The following is a 17,126-nucleotide window of genomic DNA, read 5'->3' on the forward strand; positions in this document are numbered from 1 at the left end:
TATACTACAAAATATTTTACCGGATTAGGTTCAATTGAACTAAATAGTAAAATAAAAATTAGTTAATATTTTATAAAAATACCTAGTTTAATTTTTTTTGAATTAAATATTATGTGGATATTTGGTTATGCAGGCATTTTACTATTACTTTCTCTTGACACTTAAACAAATTTCCTTCATTTAATTTATTGATAATCTTTTTAAAATCAACCCCATAAGCTATCTGATAGCACATCATATTTTTTGTTTAATTTTTTTATTTACAAATTGAACATTTGTATATTTGACTTATTACATTTTAAGAGACTTTTAATTTCTGAAATATTGTAAAAATAGTATTATTTTAAAAACGTTTCGTCATCCTAAATAATGAGTAAAAAAAATAAAAAAATTTATATTATTGGTGCAGGTATTAGTGGCTTAACTGCGGCTATCTACTTAGAAGAAAAAGGTTATTCTCCTATTTTAATTGAATCATCAAATGATGTTGGAGGACGAGTAAAGACAGAAAAATATAACGGTTTTTTTCTAGACCATGGATTTCAAGTTTTATTAACTTCTTACCCCTTAGCAAAAAAATACTTAAACTATCATGATCTAAATCTACAAAAACTTATACCTGGGTCCCTTATATTAAAAAATGGATCATCTTATCTAATCGGCGATCCATTCAGGAAGTTAGATTTTCTTTTTTCTACGGTTTTTTCAGTATTGCTAACATTTAAGGACAAACTCAAAATACTAAAATTGAGAAGCATATTGAAGAAAAAATCAATAGAAAAAATTTTTGAAAGTAAAGAAACTTCAACAATGAGTTATTTGGAAAACTTTGGTTTTTCACAAAAAGCTATTCAAAACTTTTTCATTCCTTTTTTCGGAGGTGTTTTTTTAGAAAATAAACTAGAAACCTCAAGCAGAATGTTTGAGTTTACTTACAAAATGTTTGAATCTGGTGATACTGCAATTCCTAAACATGGAATTGGAGCAATAGCACAGCAATTAAAGCACCAATTAAAGAAAACAAAATTTCTTTTAAATACAGAGGTTATAAGTATTAGTGAACATCAAATACATCTTAAAGGAGGTCAAGTTTTAGATACTGATTATTCAATTATAACAATTCATCCAGGCAAATTAATTAAAAATCATTCTTTACCTTCTTCTCTATGGAAATCCTGCAAAACACTTTACTTTATAACAGAAAGTGACTTAATCAATAAACCTTTAATAGGTTTAAATGCTAATAAAAAAGGATTAATTAATAATTTATTTTTTCATACCAGTATTGAAAACAATAATGAAAGACCTGAAAAACTGTTATCTGTTACAATCACCAAAGAACATAATTTAAACTCTAACAAATTATTAATAGAAAAGGTTTCTAAAGAACTAGAAAGTTATGGAATTTGTAAAAAGGTTGAGTTTTTAAAATCTTTTGATATAAAATTTGGATTACCAACAAACTCCTCAGCAACAAACTCAATAGAAATAAACAAGTTACGATTTAGTGAAAATATTTTTTTAGCGGGAGACTACTTACTAAATGGCTCTCTAAATGCTGCTATGTACTCTGGGGAGCAGGCTGCATTGGCATTAATAAATTCAATCAGTTAAAATAATTTTAACTATAAATTATTTAAAATACGACTTTCATTAAGCTATATACCACGTTTACAATAAATTTCAAGGTTTTATCTTTTTGTTTATCTATTTAAACAAAAAGATAAACAAAACTATTATCTTTAATTTATTTTAATGATAAAATGAGTATGACATCTAGTATATCTATAATCTGGTTTACATCCAACCTAAGGACAATCGATAATCATATATTAAAAGTAGCTTGTGAAAAATATGATCGTGTTATTGGTTTTTACTGTTTTAATAAAAACGATTTTAAAAAAAATGAATTTGGTTTCAAGAAAACAGAAAAATTCAGAGCTAAATTTTTAATTGAATCTGTCAATAACTTATCCCAAAATTTAAAAAAATTAAATATCCCTTTATTTGTATTTTTTGGAGATCCTGCAGAGAAGCTCCCTAAATTTTGCAAAAATAATGATGCTACCGCCTTACTGTTTCAAAATGAATTCACTGAACAAGAAACGAAGTTAATCACAAAAATAAGCTCTAAACTCCGCAATAAAATAAGCATTCACTCTTATTTTGATCAATTTTTATTTCATCCACATGATCTAATTTTTGATATAGATAAAACACCTGAAGTTTTTAGTAGCTATCGAAAAAAAGTCGAAAAATATGTAACTGTAAAAAAATGTTCAGAAATCCAACCAAAAAATCCGAGTAATTGGATTCCTGTAACAACAAAAATTCCCAATCTTCAAACTTTGGGTTTTACTGATTTTTCTATACCTACATTTACAGCTTTTCCTTTTAAGGGAGGTGAAGATGCTGCAATGAATCGCCTGCAATATTACTTTTTTAAATCAAGAAAACTCGGATCATATAAAGAAACAAGAAATGGATTACTTGGAGTCAATTATAGTTCAAAATTTTCTCCTTGGTTGGGAAATGGAAGCATCTCTGCAAAAACATTGTACTGGGAAATAAAAAAATATGAAAAAAGATTTGGGCAAAATCAATCAACCTACTGGTTAATATTTGAACTTATTTGGCGTGATTATTTTAAATGCTTAGCATACAAACATGGAACGAATTTATTCACTTTGGGAGGAATAAAAAGAAAAAAATATAACTGGAATACAGATGAGGTATTAATTCAATCTTGGATAAATGGTCATACTTTCAACGACTTTGTAAATGCTAATATGATTGAACTAAAAAAAACTGGTTGGATGAGTAATAGAGGCAGACAAAATGTAGCTTCTTTTTTTGCGAAAGAGTTACTGTTAGATTGGCGAATTGGTGCTGCTTATTTTGAGAGTATGCTCATAGATTATGACGTACACAGTAATTACGGTAATTGGCAATATGTAGCTGGTGTTGGAAACGACCCAAGAGACCGTAAATTCGATGTGAAATGGCAATCAGAAAAATATGATGCAAACCGTAAATTTAGAAATAGGTGGTTACAATTATCCTAATAATTTAAAAAACAGACTAAAATGAAAGAAATTACATTACTCTTTCCCAATCAAATCATTGAAAATACTGAAATATTTAGTACCGATATTCCCATCTACTTAGTTGAAGAATATTTATTCTTTAATCAATATAATTTTCATAAGCAAAAATTAGCTTTTCATAGATCCACAATGAAGTTTTATGAGAATTATTTAAAAAATGAAGGGTTTGATGTCTTTTACATAGAAGCTAAAAATTATGAAAGTAAGACAAAAAACCTTATTAAAAATCTAATTGAAAAAGGTTTAGAAAATATCCATATCATCGACCCTACTGACAACTGGCTAGAAAAACAGGTGACAAATTTTAGAGATCAATTAAATATTATTATCTACGAATCGCCTCTTTTCATAAATAATAAAAATGAACTAACATCTTTTTTTAAACCTTCTAAAAAAAAATTTTTTCAAACATCTTTTTATAAAGATCAACGAAAATTAAGAAATATTTTAATAGAAAATGGAGAACCTAAAGGAGGTAAATGGACTTTCGATACCGAAAACAGAAAGAAATATCCTAAAGGAAAAATCCCACCTACTATATCATTCCCTGAATCCAATGAATATTATCAAGAAGCTAGAGAATATATTAAAAAAAACTTTTCTGACAATCTTGGCGAACTTTGTGAAAAACAAATTTATCCTATCACCTTTCAAGAAGCTAAAAAATGGTTGATTAACTTTTTAGAAACAAGGTTCTATGAATTTGGCCCTTATGAAGATGCTATTCTTGACAATAACCATTTTTTAAACCATAGTGTTTTGTCTCCTTTAATTAATATAGGATTGCTTTCTCCTTCATTTGTCATTGATTTATCAATAAGATATGCAGATAAAAATAATATTCCTATTAACTCTTTAGAAGGATTTATAAGACAAATCTTAGGGTGGCGTGAATTTATACGTGGAATTTATCTAGTGAAGGGAACTGAAGAAAGAACCAAAAACTTTTGGCAACATTCTAGAAAAATACCTAAAGCTTTTTATGATGGAACAACAGGAATAATACCTATAGACGTAACCATAAGCAAAATCAAACTTACAGGATATGCCCATCATATTGAGCGCCTAATGATTTTAGGTAACTTTATGTTATTATGTGAGTTTGATCCTGATGATGTTTATAAATGGTTTATGGAATTTTTTATAGATAGTTACGATTGGGTAATGGTACCGAATGTATATGGAATGGCCTTATTTGCTGACGGTGGACTTATGTCAACAAAACCATACATAAGTAGTAGTAACTATGTTAAAAGAATGAGTAATTATTCAAATGGAGACTGGCAACAGGTTTGGGACGGACTTTTTTGGCGATTTATGAATAAAAATAGGCTTTTTTTAAGTAAAAACCCAAGGTTAAAAATGCTTATTAATAATTTAGATAAAATGGATATAGACAAACGAAGCAAACATTTTGAAAATGCTGAGGCATTCTTAAATAAAATAAATAACAGTTTTAAGTAACTCAATTAAACTATTGCAAATAATAAATATAACCATGATAAAAAATTATACAATTCAGATAATTAAAAATATATTTTATTTTTTAACTATCTCATGATAAAGCAATTCCAACTAACTGTTGTACTAAAAACTATTTAGTTCTATTTCGTCGACAGTTTTAATCATCTCAGAATACTTCTCTTTAATTTAAAATTCAATTCATTATATTTAATTATAAAGAAAGTTTTCATGATTTCTAAACAAAAAAAATCGAGATTAAGAAGTGATTTATTTAGACATTTGGATGGAATCGTAACTTGTCCCTCTGCATTTGTTCTTTTTCAAAAAGGAATTACTAAATATCTATTAAAAAAAAAACAAGCATCACTAACCTTGCTAAGCAATCATTTTAATGCAAATGATGGGTATTTAAATGTAGCCTTACGAACTTTATGCTCACAAGGATGGTTAGATCAAAAAATAAATAACATAGAAAATACTGTTACTTACAGTTGTAATAAAAATTCTGAAATTGCATTTAACTATTTTTATCTATACAAAGAAGCTTTTGAACTACTTGAATATTCAAAACATTCCTGCGTTCTAAGTCTCGAAAAACAAACTTTACAAAAACTAGATAATTTATTTGAGTTTTATTTTTCTAAATTAAACAATCCTTTACCCGAAAATCCTGAAGAAAAGAATATAGTTTCTCAAATTTTAAAGCATATTGAGGGAGTTATAGTAGGACCAATTATTGTATTGTTAGGAATGAACAATATGTTTCACAATTATTTTATGCAAACTAAATTCAAAGCTGAAGAATTTCATAGTGAACCTGATAATTTTAAGCGTTTACTAAATATTCTCAAAAGATTAGGTTGGTTTACAAAAAATAAAGAAACCTATGAATTTACCAATGAAGGCCTTTTTTTTGCAAAACGAGCAAGTGCTTACGGAGTTACAGTATCCTATATTTTAACGTTAAAAAAATTAGATCAACTTATTTTTTTTAATGCTCCTTACAAATTAAAGTCAAATAATATAGGCATGCAAGAAACTCATGTTGATAGAGCAATGAATGTATGGGGAAGTGGTGGTGCTCATGCTTCTTATTTTAAGGTTATTGATGAAATTATTATTAGTTTATTCAATAAACCCGTAGAGGAACAACCTAAAGGTATTTTAGACATTGGCTGTGGTAGTGGTGCTTTCTTAATACATCTTTTCAATCTAATAGAAAACCATACTTCAAGAGGAAAGCAACTAGAAGAATACCCTCTTTATCTGATTGGTATTGATTATAATCAAACTGCTCTCGAGATAACTCGTAAAAATTTAGTGCAAGCAAATATTTGGGCCAAAGTTATGTGGGGAGACATTGGAAACCCTGACAGACTGTCAAGAGATCTAGAAGATAAATATGGGATTATTTTATCTGACTTATTGAATGTAAGAACATTTTTAGATCATAATCGTATATGGAATCCCCCAATTAAACGAGAGCAATTAACATTGACCTCTTGTTCTGGAGCCTATGCTTATCGTGGAAAAAAACTTAATAATAATTTAGTTATTCAATCACTGAAAGAACATTTTAATAAGTGGAAACCATATGTTAAGAAATTTGGTCTTTTACTAATTGAACTTCACACATCCAAACCTGAACTAATTGCAAAAAATATAGGTAAAACAGCTGCAACAGCTTACGATGCTACCCACGGTTATTCTGATCAATATATAGTAGAACTTGATGAATACATGAACGCTTTAAAGTCTATAGGCTTATTCCCTGATGAAAAAGTATTTAAAAAGTTTCCTAATTCTGACTTAGCAACAATCTCTATTAATCTGTTTAAAACAAAATCAGACTACATTATTTAGCTTTAACACAACTCAAATGTATTTTTTATGGTCTTATCATAATACTAATCTAGACTTTTAAAAAATTACAGTGCAATTAAATTTGCAAATAATTTGTAAGCCCCTGAAACACCTGCTGGAAGTTCTCTAAAGAAACTTACTCCCGTGTAGATATAATTTCCTTTACCATATTTTGCAACCAACAAACTCCCTTTTTTAGGAGTTTCTCCTTTATCATTCATCGATAAAATTGGCACGTATTCCTTACTCCAATAATTCGGAAAATAAAGTCCTCTCTCTTGAACCCAACCTTCAAAATCTTGAGCACTTATTTTATTTGGATATTGTAAAACTTTGTGATCTTTAGCTAATAAAGTTACTTTAGCATTCTCGTCAGTAACCCTGTCTCTAGATAGCTTCAACTCATATGGAGCTTTAACATCAACGCGTCTATTTGTATTATACTGTACAATCATATTTCCTCCATTTTTAACATAATTCAACAGAAACTTTTGTTTGTACTGAAGTTCTTTTTTTGTATTGTAGGCTCTTATCCCAACAACAATAGCATCAAATTTTGAAAGATTTTTATCATTTATTTCGTTAAGAGAAATTTCAGTTATTTTATAGCCTATTTGTTTTAAACTCTCTGGTACAGCATCACCAGACCCTTGTATATAACCAATATGATTTCCTTCTTTTTTAATATTTAACCTAACAACTTTTGCACTTGATGGTAACAAAACAGTTTGTTTTGGTATATGGCTGTAATTAATTTCTACCAACTCTTTGTCATAGGTTTTTCCATTAACTTCGGCTATTGCCTTAATGTACCCCTCTGACTCACTTGATGTTGGTGAAACCATAAAGTTCATTATTTGAACATCTCCTTTCTGTTTAATTGAAAAATTAATTTGTTTTGGAGTAACTTTCCACCCTTTAGGCACCTCAATTTTAGCAAATCCATTCAAATTATCTTTACCTGCCTTTACTTCAACTTTTACTTCCTGAGCATCCTTCTCAGCGAATATTAAAACTTTATTTTTTAGTTTTGTTGTAACTTCAGGCACTATTTCAAAAGGCTCATATATTTCACCTTTATCTCTTTGAGAATACCTAAATACAACAGATTTCATAAATGAAATGGGAACTCCGTTAATCAATAAATTATAACATACAATAACAGGTCTTTTACTTTCTGGATTCCCTATTTCTGTTTGGTCTGAAACTTTGTACATCCCTAGCCCCCATGCTTTTTCTAACCAGTATGGTGTAGAATATCTCATGTGATTTATTCTTATTGTCTCAGAAAAATTCTTTTTGATATTAGCATCTAGGTTTATTTTTTTTAATAAAAGTTTTTCTTGAGGTTTAATTTCAATCGAGATTAATTGAATCGGAACGTCACTTCGATTTAAAGCTTCAAAATTGATTTTTACTTCACTATTTAATGTAGCATTAGAGCTTGTTGATGAAGCTTCTAAATATAACCCAGTGCAAGCTTCAATAATTACCCTAAGCTCTTCTAATTTAATTTTTCTCCAATGTTCATTTTCTAATAATTTTAGCATGTTATACGCTTTCATTAATTCGGGTATATGTCTAGATGGTTTTAGAAAATCAAAATTATTTTCAATATTAATTAAAATATCTCCTATCTCTTTTCCTCCCGGAACTCGTGTCCAAGTAGTATTTATTCCTGAAAAAATATCTTTTTTATCTGAAGGAAAGTCACCTTTTAAAAATTCTACATACTCTTCTTGGCTTCCTCTTGTGGTCAAGCGTCCAAATCCTTGACATAAATGCTGACTACTGGCTATAGAAGCAAGCTCGTTATTTGACAACCCCTTAAGAGGATAATATGCGCCGATATCAAAGTTTAACATTTTTGACTTGTCTGCCTTTGCAAAATTTTCTTTACTGCCATAAAACCACCATGATGTATTAAAAAACAACCTATATGGTTGCCAAGGTTCAGTAAATTTTAATTGACTCTTATATTTTGTTTTATCGTTTGCTAGATCAAAGGCATCAACACTTAACATTGCTGAAGTAGTATGATGTCCATGTGTAGTACCCGGAGTTCTATGATCAAATCTGTTAATAATCACATCAGGCTTAAAACTTCTAATGGTCCAGACAATATCTGACAACACCTTGTCTTTATCCCATATTTTTAGGGTTTCATCTGGATGTTTTGAATAACCAAAATCATTAGCTCTAGAAAAATATTGTTCACCTCCGTCTACTCCTCTAGCGGCAAGAAGCTCTTGTGTTCTTATTACCCCTAATAATTCTCGAATTTCGGGACCGATTAAATTTTGACCTCCGTCGCCTCTTGTAAGTGAAAGATAGCCTGTTCTTGCTTTTTTATGATTTGCTAAATAAGCTATTAGCCGTGTATTTTCATCATCCGGATGTGCTGCAATATACAAAGCTGATCCTAAGAAATTCAACTTTTGAATTCTTTCATAAATCTGATTAGATGATAATTTAAGGGGTTTTTGAGCTGTTATTGACAGTGATATCAATAAAAATGAAATAAAAACTATTATTTTTCGGTTCATTTTCAATATTTTGGTTCTGTTAGTTCTCAAAAATAAGTTTTTTGTTTATGATTTATAATACATTAACAAAACGATAACATTTATCATCTTAATAAATTATCACAAAAACAATTCTCTAAAAGTTAATTTCACCCTTAAATGAAAAATAAAAAGATGTCCTTTTGAATTAAAAAAAAATTAAATAAATCTTTACTAAAAACTACTAATTATTGGTAAAAACATTCATTTTTAAAACCTATTAAGTATAGTTTTTCTTGAGCTCTTGTTACTGCTGTATATAACCATCTAAGATATTCAACAGAAATACCTTCAGGCAAATATGGTTGCTCTATAAAAACCGTTTTCCATTGCCCTCCTTGAGACTTATGACAGGTAATTGCATAGGAAAACTTAACCTGAAGAGCATTAAAATATTTATTTTTTTTAACCCCCATAAACTGTTTATACTTGGATTTTTCATGGGAAAAATCCTCTTTTACTGCTTCATATAATTTATTTGACTCTTCATAGGTAAGTGAAGGGCTTTCACTAGTTAATGTATTCAGCAATAGCACTGTTTCAAAAGGCTTCATGTTTGGGTAGTCAATCATCCTAACTTCAACTTCAGCAAACTTGAAACCATATAATTCTTTAATCTCTTTAATTCTAATAATTTCACAAATATCACCATTTGCAATAAAGCCTGCATCAGAAGATTCTTTTAACCAGAAATAATTATTCTTAACAACCATTACGTAATCTCCTGTTGAAATATTGCTCTCTTGCCCTCGTATCTTTGTTCTAATTTGTTGATTATATTGATTTGCCCTCTTGTTTGAACGAACAATGATGGCGGTATCTTCTAACCCGTCACCCCCATCATATGCCTGTGTAATGGCATCTTCTATATCATAACCATCTTGTAATCTTATAATATCAGGGAAATCAATATTGAATTTAAACTCTGTAGCGCCATTTTCAATAAGTACTCTTATGTCCGTTGCATTAAATAATATTCCTGAATCTTCTTGCTGGCGAACAACTTCACTTAATTCAATTTCTGTTACTTTTTTATTAAATTCAAAAGATAGTTTATCCCCCTCTAAAGCTGGGCTTATATCTAATTTAACTGGTGGTAATTGAGCGGTATCTCCAATGAAAATAACCTTACAATTTTTTCCAGAATAAACATATGAAATTAAGTCACTTAATAATGATCCGTTTTCAAATAACTTAGAATTTTGTTTTTCATCAGATATCATTGAAGCTTCATCAATAATAAAGAGCGTATTTGTATGCTTATTAGGTTGCATTACAAAACTAACAGTTCCACCACTTTGTTTTTTAGGAAAATATATTTTTTTATGAATCGTTAATGCCTGCTTACCCGAATATCCTGAAATAACTTTAGCTGCTCTTCCTGTTGGAGCTAACAGAACGGCTTTTCTACCTGCTTTCCACAAATTATTTACAACTGTACTTATAATAGTAGTTTTTCCTGTTCCTGCATAGCCTTTTAATATGAATAAAGAACTATTATTATCCTCAAAAATAAAATTTGTAAGATCATTTAATAATTCATTTTGTTTAATGGTAGGCTTATATGGAAATTCTCTAAGTATTTCAGTATAAAACTTGTTTCTTGATTCGATCATAAATTCGTAATAATTTTCAAAGATAAATGTATTTATACTTAAAAATTTTCATGATTAAAAAAAAATTGTAGATTTGCGAATATCATATATTAAAATTAGAAATAAAATGAATTTATTATTGATCTTAGCAGCTGCTGTTGTTGTTGCAGTTTTGCTAGCCGTAGTAATTGTTAAGTTTGTGCCACTAAAATTAAGATGGTTAGTATCTGTAGTATTTTTAGCGCTTGCTATTTTCTTGACTAACAAGATTTATGACGGAATTATGGAGCCGATAAATTTCGCCAAAGAGAAAAAAGTACGTTATGCAAAAGTTATTAAGAATTTAAAAATAATTCGTGATGCACAAATAAAGTACAGTGAAGCTAATGGACAATATGCAAGAAATAAGGATACCTTAATTAATTTTATAGAAAATGGACAATTAGTTTTAACAAAAACTAGTAATAAACCAAAAACAATAGAGTTAGGGGGAGGAATAACTAAAGAAATTTCGGAAAAGGTAATTGATACGATAGGATATGAGCCAGTAAGTAAATATTTCGAAGGTAAAGATTATAAAAACATGTTCAAGGTTCCAGGGACTAATGTAGAATTTGAATTGGCTACAGGAACAGTTGAGAAAGTACAAGGTTTAAACGTACCTGTATTCGAGGCTAAAGTTAGTAAAGAACCTATTCTGAAAGGGTTATCTGTATCTTTAGTAAAACAAGAGCTAGAAGCTGTTGAAAGTGATCAAATCAAAGGAACACATGTTTCTGTTGGTTCTTTAGGAGAAGTTACCACTGGAGGAAATTGGCCTCCATACTACGATAAAGGTGATGCAATTGCAAAAAAAGACTAAAAATATTAGCGCAATAGCGCAATATAAAGAATTATCCATCCAATTTAGTTTGGATGGATTTTCTTTTTGTGTTCGTAATTTTGACACAAAGCAAATACTTAATGTAACCGAATATACATTTACAAAAACTCTCTCTTCTCCAGAGTTATTATTAGAAAAGATTATTTACATTTTTAGTAATGATATTGCATTACAACACGACTTTTCAAGTGTGCGTGCTATTCATCAAAACAATTTAGCTACTATTGTACCTGAAAAATATTTTGACAGAAATGATTTAAAACCTTATTTAGATTTTAATGTAAAAACTTTGTCTACTGACTTTTTAACCTATGACAATATTGAGGTCATAGAAGCTCATAATGTATACATTCCTTATGTTAATATAAATAACTTTATTTTTCAAAACTTCGGTGAATTTGAATATAATCATCATATTACCGTTTTAATTAATAAGCTTCTGTTGACTAATGATTCAAAAGAAAAAGAAATGTATGTCAATGTTAGTAAATCACAGATGGATATTTTGGTTATAAATGATAAAAAATTAGTTTTATACAATTCTTTCTTATTTGAAACTAAAGAAGATTTTATTTATTATATACTATTTATAGCTGAGCAACTTAATCTTGATCCGGAAAAATTTCATCTAAGTTTTATTGGAAATATCGATAAAAAATCTAATTTATATCAAATAGCATACAAGTATGTGAGAAATATTTTTTTTATAAACAGTTCTTCGTCCTTTTTAAACAATGATAATGAACTAACTAATCATTCAACTTATCTATTACTTTAAATTTAAATAATGCGCATTATTTCAGGAAAACACAAAGGTAGAAGGTTTTCAGCACCTAAAAAACTACCTGTTCGCCCTACCACTGATATGGCCAAAGAATCACTATTCAATATCATTAATAATTTATATTATTTTGAAAATATATCAATGATGGATTTATTTGCTGGCACAGGAAATATAAGTTTTGAATTCGCCTCGAGAGGTACTAAAGAAATATATGCAGTTGACGCTTACTTTGGTTGTATCAAATTTATCAATCAAATATCAGAAGAATTAAATTTTAATATTACTGCATACAAATCAGATGTTTTCAAATTTTTAGAAAAAACCCAATTGCAAACAGATATAATTTTTGCTGATCCACCCTATGATTTTTCAGATGAGAATTTCTTCAAAATAATTAGTTATGTTTTTGAAAAAAAATTAATAACCGAGGAAGGTGTTTTAATTATTGAACATTCAAAACATACCTCATTATCTAAACATGATCATTTTGACTATGAAAAACGTTATGGAGGTAGTGTTTTTAGTTTTTTTGTAAATTAAAGTTCTGTTTACCTAAAGGAAAATGCTTTTAATCGAAATAACTATTTTCTCAAACAAAAAATTGGTTTCCGAATCTTTTAAATGTATAATTTAGAAAAAACTAGGAACTATGCATGTGAACATTACAAAACAAAAAAATCTTTTTTTCTTGAAAGGAGATCTCAATAGTTCTAATTTCAAAAAAGTTAAAAAGAAGATCAATAATTTTTTAAAAAAAAATCATTCTGTTATACTTAATATTAGTGAGGTAAAAGAAATGGATAGTAAGACTGTAAACTCTATCGTTAACTTATTCACAAAAGCGATTGATCACGATAAAGAAATAAATTTGGTAGGCTATGGTACTAAAGATATTTATGATGAGCTAATGACACGTAATATAATTTGATATTTCTTTAAAAAAATATGACTGATATAAAAACAAACTAAAGCCCTCAAGTAATTTTAACTTGAGGGTCTAGAAAAGTAAGAAAGATTTATTATTAGTTTACTAGCTCGTTTTTTATCCTTTTTTCGATAATAGTTTGCACCACCTCAGGATTTAGTAAAGTTGACACATCTCCAAGATCATCTAATTCGTTATGAGCAATTTTACGAAGAATACGTCTCATTATTTTACCTGAGCGAGTTTTGGGAAGCCCTTGGGTAAATTGAATCCTATCTAATTTAGCAATTGGACCGATGTGCTCTGTAATGATTTGATTTATTTCTTTACGAAGATTATCATGATCTCTTCCCTCCCCTACTTCTTTCAGAATCACATACCCATACAATGCATTTCCTTTGATGTCATGAGGGAAACCCACAATCGCACTTTCTGCTACAGCTGGATGCTCATTTATAGCATCTTCAATTGGAGCTGTTCCTAAATTATGGCCTGAAACAATAATGACATCATCTACTCTACCTGTAATTCGATAATACCCAACTTCGTCACGTAAAGCACCATCGCCTGTAAAATACATTCCTTTGAATTGAGAAAAATATGTTTCCTTATAACGTTGGTGATTTCCCCAAATACTTCTTGCCATTGAAGGCCACGGAAATTTTACACACAAACGACCGTCTACCTGATTGCCAAAGATTTCATTTCCTTTATTATCCATCAATGCCAATTGAATACCTGGAAGAGGAAGCGTTGCATAAGTTGGCTTTGTTGGGGTTACGTAGGGAATAGGAGAAATCATCATACCTCCTGTTTCTGTTTGCCACCAAGTATCTATTATTGGGTTTTTCTTTTTCCCTACATTGTCGTTATACCAATGCCAAGCTTCTTCATTAATAGGTTCACCTACAGTTCCTAATACTTTTATAGAAGATAAGTCATGCTTTTTAACATAATCTAAATTTTCTTTTGCTAAAGCTCTAATAGCTGTTGGAGCCGTATAGAATTGAGTTACCTTATGTTTCTCTATGATTTCCCAAAATCTACCAAAATCAGGATAACTAGGCACCCCTTCAAACATAACAGTAGTTGCTCCATTAGCTAAAGGACCATATACAATATAACTATGCCCAGTAATCCAACCTATATCAGCAGTACACCAATAAACATCACTTTCCTTATAATTAAACGCATTTTTGAATGTGTAAGCTGTATAAACCATATAACCAGCTACTGTATGTAACATACCTTTAGGATTTCCTGTAGACCCAGAAGTATAAAGTACAAATAAAGGATCTTCTGCTTTCATTACTTCAGGTTCACATTCTTCAGATGCTACATCAAGTAAAGGGGATAACCATTTATCTCGTCCTTTTATCATATTTGGTTTAGAATCAATTCTTTTAGAAACCAATACTGTTTTTACTAAAGAACAACTCTCAAGAGCTTCATTTACAATACCTTTTAGATCTATTTTTTTTGCACCTCTATAAGCACCATCAGATGTAATAACCATCTTTGCTTCGCAGTCATTTATTCGAGTAGCTAAAGCAGATGCTGAAAAGCCAGCAAAAACAACAGAATGGACAGCTCCTATTCTTGCACAAGCCAATAACGAAATAGCTAAATCTGGGATCATTGGTAAATAAATGCAAACTCTATCTCCTTTTTCAATACCATTCTCTTTTAAAACATTTGCGAATTTATTAACTCTCCTGTAAAGATCTCTATAACTTATTTCAAGGGGACTTTCATTGGGATTATTCGGTTCAAATAAAATAGCTGTTTTATCCCCTCTTGTAACTAAATGACGGTCAATACAATTTTCAGTAATATTTAATTCAGCCCCCTCAAACCATTTTACTTCGGGTACAGAAAAATCGTACTCTAAAACTTTTCTCCAAGTTTTTCTCCAAACAAAATGTTCTTCAGCGATTTCTTCCCAAAATAATTCGGGGTCTCTAACAGACCTTCTATAAACCTGATAATATTCTTCTAAATTTTTTATATGATAATTACTCATTAAGCCTTATGTTTAAAATATCTATAACTAAAATAATATTAAATTTTTTATTTTATATTTTTTTCTACCAATAACTAATTTTACACACCCAAACAACAAAATAAAAGACTAAACAATAAAAAAAACAATTTTACTTATTACAAATAAGAAAAAACAATTAATTATTTTAACATCTGGTAATTTACTTCTGTTAATTTTCAACTATTAAATGTGGTATTTTAGTAACTTTTTATATGATATTATGCTCACAATTTTAGTTTCAAACATATTGATAGATTATTGGCATCTTGTTTTTCTATTTTTTTTGATTTCAATAATATACTCTTCAGTAGGTTTCGGGGGAGGCTCCAGTTACTTAGCTGTTTTATCCTTAACAGAAATTATTTTTATTCAAGTAAGATCTACTGCGCTTCTTTGCAATATTATCGTTGTAGCTACCAATCTAATTATCTTACATAAAATAGGGAAAATTAATTGGATTAAAGTATTTCCTTTGGTTATTTTCAGTGTTCCAATGGCTTTTACAGGCGGGCTTTTAAGGATTAATAAAACCTTCTTTCTTATAACATTAAGTACCGTTTTAGTAATAACTTCAATCATAATGTGGCGATCCTATAAAATAGTTACTGATACTAATTCAAAAAAAACAAGCGCATTAAAAAGTGCCTTATATGGAGGAGGAATTGGTTTTTTATCAGGTCTGGTTGGTATTGGAGGAGGGATATTCTTAGCTCCTTTTCTACATATTATCAGATGGGATACTTCAAAAAAAATTGCTTCAACCTGTAGTTTTTTTATCTTGGTTAATTCAATTGGTGGATTAATTGGTCAAACTTATAATCCTAAATTTCAAATAGATTGGTTTCTTTCATTAAGTTTGATGACAACTGTCTTTGTGGGGAGTATAATAGGAAATAGATTAAGCAATAAATTGCTCAATCCACTAAAATTAAAAAAAGCAACTGCTATTCTTATTGCTTGTATTGGTTTTAAAATTTTATTTAATTCTATTTTTAAAAATTTGATTTGATATATAAACCAAAATACAAAATCATTAAAATGTCACATCTGAAGTAAAGAGTATTTTATCGGCTAAAAGACTCTCTTAATCTATTAAAGGATATAAGCCTTATCTTTATTTCTTATGTTTGATGCTCAATATCAAACCAAAAACTCAACTACTAGAAAATCGAGTTTATGTCAAAAATTTATTTTGTATCAAATTTATTATTTTATTTTATTTTTCAACAAAGCTTTTCACAGCATTGTACTTTAGATTCTGATATCAATAAAAGTGACTTAAATTCGATTTTTTTCTTAAAAAAGAAATGTAAAGTTTCACCAAAAATAAAGCAATCATCTCTACCCTCAAACGATCATCATCGTTTTCTAAAAAAGAGAAATAAAAAATTATCTAATACATTTATTTTCGAATCTGAAAACTTAGCAAAAAATTTAAAAGCTTCGACTAAATTAGATATATCTAATATCAAGAGAAATATAGCTACTATTTCCACTAAACTGCTTGATGCAAATAACGATAAGCTTATCAACTTTACAGATATTGATTTTATTCCTCTTTTTGATCAAGCGGACAGAGATTCAGGAAGACAGTATGATAATTTCAATCAAAAAATGCAACACCATATAAATAAACATTTTTTATATCCAAAAACAGCTTTAAAACGTAATATTGAAGGGGTTGTTTTAGTAAAGTTTGTTATTGATAAAAAAGGGGATGTTTCGCGAATTCAAGCAATTTCTTCAGAAAAAAATAAATCTTTACAAGAAGAAGCTAAACGTATTATAAGATTACTGCCAAAATTCATTCCTGGAAAACACAATAATAAGAGTGTTGATGTTCTTTTTAATATTCCTATGGAATTTAAGATTGAAAAATAGATAGTTTTAGTTAAAT

General features: G+C 29.0%; 13 protein-coding genes. 10 read left to right on the forward strand and 3 right to left on the reverse strand.

The window, feature by feature from the left end; all coding sequences use genetic code 11:
* Positions 1-369: 369 nt before the first annotated feature.
* The 4 genes from ACSIGE_RS02640 (at position 370) to ACSIGE_RS02655 (ending at position 6,434) form a co-directional block, all read left to right on the forward strand.
* Positions 370-1,614, forward strand: coding sequence for an FAD-dependent oxidoreductase (locus tag ACSIGE_RS02640; RefSeq protein WP_440881248.1), 1,245 nt, complete (start codon positions 370-372; stop codon positions 1,612-1,614).
* Between the two features lie 155 nt (positions 1,615-1,769).
* Positions 1,770-3,065, forward strand: coding sequence for a DASH family cryptochrome (locus ACSIGE_RS02645; RefSeq protein ID WP_440881249.1), 1,296 nt, complete (start codon positions 1,770-1,772; stop codon positions 3,063-3,065).
* A gap of 21 nt (positions 3,066-3,086) precedes the next feature.
* Positions 3,087-4,571 carry a cryptochrome/photolyase family protein gene (locus tag ACSIGE_RS02650; RefSeq protein ID WP_440881250.1) on the forward strand — a complete coding sequence of 495 codons (1,485 nt, stop codon included), beginning with the start codon at positions 3,087-3,089 and terminating at the stop codon, positions 4,569-4,571.
* A 228-nt stretch (positions 4,572-4,799) separates the two neighbouring features.
* On the forward strand, positions 4,800-6,434 hold the full coding sequence (locus ACSIGE_RS02655; RefSeq protein ID WP_440881251.1) for a class I SAM-dependent methyltransferase: 1,635 nt from the start codon (positions 4,800-4,802) through the stop codon (positions 6,432-6,434).
* A gap of 65 nt (positions 6,435-6,499) precedes the next feature.
* Here the strand turns inward: ACSIGE_RS02655 and ACSIGE_RS02660 are convergent, their stop codons facing one another.
* Positions 6,500-8,980, reverse strand: a complete 2,481-nt coding sequence (locus ACSIGE_RS02660) for a PIG-L family deacetylase (RefSeq protein WP_440881252.1) — start codon at positions 8,978-8,980, stop codon at positions 6,500-6,502.
* Between the two features lie 206 nt (positions 8,981-9,186).
* Positions 9,187-10,614 carry an ATP-dependent DNA helicase gene (locus ACSIGE_RS02665; RefSeq protein ID WP_440881253.1) on the reverse strand — a complete coding sequence of 476 codons (1,428 nt, stop codon included), beginning with the start codon at positions 10,612-10,614 and terminating at the stop codon, positions 9,187-9,189.
* A 106-nt stretch (positions 10,615-10,720) separates the two neighbouring features.
* Here ACSIGE_RS02665 and ACSIGE_RS02670 point away from each other — a divergent pair, with 106 nt between their 5' ends.
* The 4 genes from ACSIGE_RS02670 to ACSIGE_RS02685 all read left to right on the forward strand — a co-directional run bounded on the left by ACSIGE_RS02670 (position 10,721) and on the right by ACSIGE_RS02685 (position 13,188).
* Entirely contained in the window at positions 10,721-11,455 is a 735-nt protein-coding gene (locus tag ACSIGE_RS02670; RefSeq protein ID WP_440881254.1) for a hypothetical protein, read from the forward strand.
* Positions 11,439-12,254: a DUF3822 family protein gene (locus ACSIGE_RS02675; protein WP_440881255.1), complete on the forward strand. Its 816-nt coding sequence runs from the start codon at positions 11,439-11,441 to the stop codon at positions 12,252-12,254. Before ACSIGE_RS02670 ends, ACSIGE_RS02675 begins: the two co-directional genes overlap by 17 nt.
* A gap of 9 nt (positions 12,255-12,263) precedes the next feature.
* Complete coding sequence (locus ACSIGE_RS02680; protein WP_440881256.1) at positions 12,264-12,800, forward strand: RsmD family RNA methyltransferase; 537 nt, start codon at positions 12,264-12,266, stop codon at positions 12,798-12,800.
* Between the two features lie 109 nt (positions 12,801-12,909).
* On the forward strand, positions 12,910-13,188 hold the full coding sequence (locus tag ACSIGE_RS02685) for an STAS domain-containing protein (RefSeq protein WP_440881257.1): 279 nt from the start codon (positions 12,910-12,912) through the stop codon (positions 13,186-13,188).
* 94 nt (positions 13,189-13,282) lie between these two features.
* On the opposite strand, the gene acs is transcribed toward ACSIGE_RS02685, so the two are convergent.
* Positions 13,283-15,208: an acetate--CoA ligase gene (gene acs / locus ACSIGE_RS02690; protein WP_440881258.1), complete on the reverse strand. Its 1,926-nt coding sequence runs from the start codon at positions 15,206-15,208 to the stop codon at positions 13,283-13,285.
* Between the two features lie 241 nt (positions 15,209-15,449).
* Here acs and ACSIGE_RS02695 point away from each other — a divergent pair, with 241 nt between their 5' ends.
* Together ACSIGE_RS02695 and ACSIGE_RS02700 are read left to right on the forward strand one after the other, a co-directional pair.
* Positions 15,450-16,238, forward strand: a complete 789-nt coding sequence (locus tag ACSIGE_RS02695) for a sulfite exporter TauE/SafE family protein (protein WP_440881259.1) — start codon at positions 15,450-15,452, stop codon at positions 16,236-16,238.
* Between the two features lie 167 nt (positions 16,239-16,405).
* A complete protein-coding gene (locus tag ACSIGE_RS02700; RefSeq protein ID WP_440881260.1) occupies positions 16,406-17,110 on the forward strand; it encodes an energy transducer TonB in 705 nt (234 codons plus the stop codon).
* Positions 17,111-17,126 lie beyond the last annotated feature (16 nt).

The organism is Tenacibaculum profundi (assembly GCF_052050075.1).
Taxonomy (GTDB): domain Bacteria; phylum Bacteroidota; class Bacteroidia; order Flavobacteriales; family Flavobacteriaceae; genus Polaribacter.

What these genes read in the sequence shown, in the direction of transcription:
- ACSIGE_RS02685 (WP_440881257.1), top strand. Translation starts at nt 12,910, where the DNA reads ATGCATGTGAACATTACAAAACAAAAAAATCTTTTTTTCTTGAAAGGA.
- ACSIGE_RS02645 (WP_440881249.1), top strand. Translation starts at nt 1,770, where the DNA reads ATGACATCTAGTATATCTATAATCTGGTTTACATCCAACCTAAGGACA.
- ACSIGE_RS02695 (WP_440881259.1), top strand. Translation starts at nt 15,450, where the DNA reads ATGCTCACAATTTTAGTTTCAAACATATTGATAGATTATTGGCATCTT.
- ACSIGE_RS02700 (WP_440881260.1), top strand. Translation starts at nt 16,406, where the DNA reads ATGTCAAAAATTTATTTTGTATCAAATTTATTATTTTATTTTATTTTT.
- ACSIGE_RS02660 (WP_440881252.1), bottom strand. Translation starts at nt 8,980, where the DNA reads ATGAACCGAAAAATAATAGTTTTTATTTCATTTTTATTGATATCACTG.
- ACSIGE_RS02670 (WP_440881254.1), top strand. Translation starts at nt 10,721, where the DNA reads ATGAATTTATTATTGATCTTAGCAGCTGCTGTTGTTGTTGCAGTTTTG.
- ACSIGE_RS02650 (WP_440881250.1), top strand. Translation starts at nt 3,087, where the DNA reads ATGAAAGAAATTACATTACTCTTTCCCAATCAAATCATTGAAAATACT.
- acs (WP_440881258.1), bottom strand. Translation starts at nt 15,208, where the DNA reads ATGAGTAATTATCATATAAAAAATTTAGAAGAATATTATCAGGTTTAT.
- ACSIGE_RS02640 (WP_440881248.1), top strand. Translation starts at nt 370, where the DNA reads ATGAGTAAAAAAAATAAAAAAATTTATATTATTGGTGCAGGTATTAGT.
- ACSIGE_RS02665 (WP_440881253.1), bottom strand. Translation starts at nt 10,614, where the DNA reads ATGATCGAATCAAGAAACAAGTTTTATACTGAAATACTTAGAGAATTT.
- ACSIGE_RS02655 (WP_440881251.1), top strand. Translation starts at nt 4,800, where the DNA reads ATGATTTCTAAACAAAAAAAATCGAGATTAAGAAGTGATTTATTTAGA.
- ACSIGE_RS02680 (WP_440881256.1), top strand. Translation starts at nt 12,264, where the DNA reads ATGCGCATTATTTCAGGAAAACACAAAGGTAGAAGGTTTTCAGCACCT.